The sequence below is a fragment of the Variovorax sp. 01T439_2 genome (assembly GCF_056398445.1).
Window position 1 is genome coordinate 1 of sequence record NZ_JBFTPJ010001001.1, and the last position, 2075, is coordinate 2075.

The window sequence follows — 2075 nt, forward strand, 5'->3', positions numbered from 1 at the left end:
TGGACGGCTTGCGCCAACTCCTTCTGCGCAGCCACGTTGGCTGAATCGGCGCGCAGCACCAGAACTTCGCTGCCCAATTCCGCCTGGGCCTTGGCGAGGGAATCCGGATTGACGCCGGTGACGATGACACGCGCGCCCTCGGCGAGGAAYTGCTTGGCMGTTTCRAGGCCAATGCCGCTGGTGCCACCGGTGATGAGAGTGCGTTTGCCTTGCAAGCGGGACATGAAATTCTCCTTAGGTGATCCGTGATCAACCAACCTTGGCTGACCTGCCGTGTGAAGAACTATGCGCTCATGTCCAAATCTTTATAAGATCGCATTTTTGTATATTATTCATGCTTCAGATGCATGAATCGGAGTTCGCTTTGGATCGGTTCCTGTTAATGACTTGCTTCGCTCGCGCCGTGGAGACGGGCAGCTTTTCCGCTGCGGGTCGCGACTTGGGCTTGGGACAGCCGAACGTCAGCCGGTACGTGGCGGCACTGGAAGATCATTTGCAAGCCCGGCTGCTGCATCGATCAACACGCAAGCTCGCCCTCACGCCGGAGGGGGAGCGCTACTACGCGGAGGTCCGGCGAATTCTTGACGCAGTGCACGAGTCAGAGTCGTCGTTCAAGGAGAACGTGGATCCGTCCGGATTGCTGCGCGTTGCCTGTCCGACCGCGCTGAGCTATGCATTCGTGTTGCCGCATGTGCCCGCTTTCCTGGAACGCTACCCGGGATTGACGCTGGATCTCCAGACCAATGATCGATATGTCAATCTGGTCGATGAAGGGGCCGAACTCGCGATACGGATCGGACATTTGGCAGACAGTGCACTGCGCGCGCGCCGCATCGGTTTGTTCGAGCGCGTGTGCGTTGCCAGTAAAAAGTATCTGGCTCAACGCGGTGTCCCCAACACTCCCGAAGACCTGCGCGGGCACGATTGCGTGATCTACACCCTGTTGTCGTCCGGTGCCACTTGGCGTTTCCGGGATGCCGACGTTCCGGTAACCGGCAGACTTCGGGTCAGCTCACCTGAGGCCGCACGCGAATCTGTCAATGCGGGGCTAGGCGTCGGGTACGGGCCGGAATGGCTGTTCGAGGAAGGGCTGAAGAGTGGCAATTTGCAATTGCTGCTGACGGCATATGCCACGCCGCCCGTGCCTATACAAATCGTTTATGTGGCGAACAGACTCCTTCCGAAGCGGGCCGTCGTATTCATGGATTTCATCGCTGAAGCATTTTCAAAGGTTCCAGCACTCAACGTCCTCGAGTGAGTTGCCGTATATGTAAYGAATCTGAGAATTGGCGTCAGTCCAATCGTCACAGGTGGGTCGACTACACACGTCAGCGGCAATCTGGTAAATGAGGTCGTTGGCATCCGCTTCGAAAGGCAGGGCGCGCCTCGCCCGCAGCCACTCGTCGGCCTTATCGGGATGAGAGAGGGCCGATTGCAACGCCTGGGTCCCACCATTGGTGGCTGCGCTGAAAAACTCCCATGCCCGTCGCGCGCCGACGGGTTGCTCGATGTAGTTTCCCTGGCACCACTGCGGATCGCTCTGGATCTGGTCGATCAGCAGCGGGCGCAGTAGCCAGTTTCGGCCGGACATTGGCGCTGGCAGCGATGCCAGGGGCAGTAGTGCGTCTCGCCGCCTTTACGCTGTCGCGCGCTTGCTCCAAGGCAGTGAGCACGCGCGGCACATGTTCAAGGAACAGCTTGCCCGCCCGTGTCAGCCGCGTGCTGCGGCTGGTGCGGATGAACAACTGGTCGCCAACCTCTTCTTGCAGTTCCTTGGTTGTGCGAGAAAGGGGCGATTGCTCGATATGCAATCTCTCCGCTGCGCGGGCGAAGTAGAGTTCTTCAGCGACCGCAAGAAAACAACGCAGGTGCCTTATCGCCACCGTTCGGTTCTCCTATTGCTCGCGACTCAATTGGCCGCTGATACCCCGGCGGCCACCCAAAGTGCCCCACTTATGGCCACCCAAACTGCTCCACCCTGGCCACGGTGATCTGACGCATTGAACACGGTGCGTCGGGCACCGCGAAGCCCGACAGGCAGGACGTTAATTTCCACCCCCTCTGAGCGAGGGAAC

Annotated in this window: 3 protein-coding genes and 1 pseudogene; 1 reads left to right on the forward strand and 3 read right to left on the reverse strand. The window is 59.3% G+C overall.

Features of this window, described 5'->3' with window-relative positions:
* Positions 1-224: SDR family NAD(P)-dependent oxidoreductase (locus AC1DOC_RS31000; protein ID WP_478082080.1), on the reverse strand; the 224-nt coding region annotated here is incomplete at its 3' end.
* A 110-nt stretch (positions 225-334) separates the two neighbouring features.
* Between AC1DOC_RS31000 and AC1DOC_RS31005 the strand changes: the two genes are divergently transcribed.
* Positions 335-1258 carry a LysR family transcriptional regulator gene (locus AC1DOC_RS31005; protein WP_478129250.1) on the forward strand — a complete coding sequence of 308 codons (924 nt, stop codon included), beginning with the start codon at positions 335-337 and terminating at the stop codon, positions 1256-1258.
* On the opposite strand, the gene AC1DOC_RS31010 is transcribed toward AC1DOC_RS31005, so the two are convergent.
* Positions 1226-1591, reverse strand: coding sequence for a hypothetical protein (locus AC1DOC_RS31010; RefSeq protein WP_478131260.1), 366 nt, complete (start codon positions 1589-1591; stop codon positions 1226-1228). The two genes, AC1DOC_RS31005 and AC1DOC_RS31010, sit on opposite strands and share 33 nt — an antisense overlap.
* A gap of 37 nt (positions 1592-1628) precedes the next feature.
* Positions 1629-1883 (reverse strand): annotated as a pseudogene (locus tag AC1DOC_RS31015) (LysR family transcriptional regulator); the annotation flags it as partial.
* Positions 1884-2075 lie beyond the last annotated feature (192 nt).

Excerpts from the sequence above, each read along its gene's own strand:
- AC1DOC_RS31005 (WP_478129250.1), top strand. The coding sequence starts at position 335 with ATGCTTCAGATGCATGAATCGGAGTTCGCTTTGGATCGGTTCCTGTTA.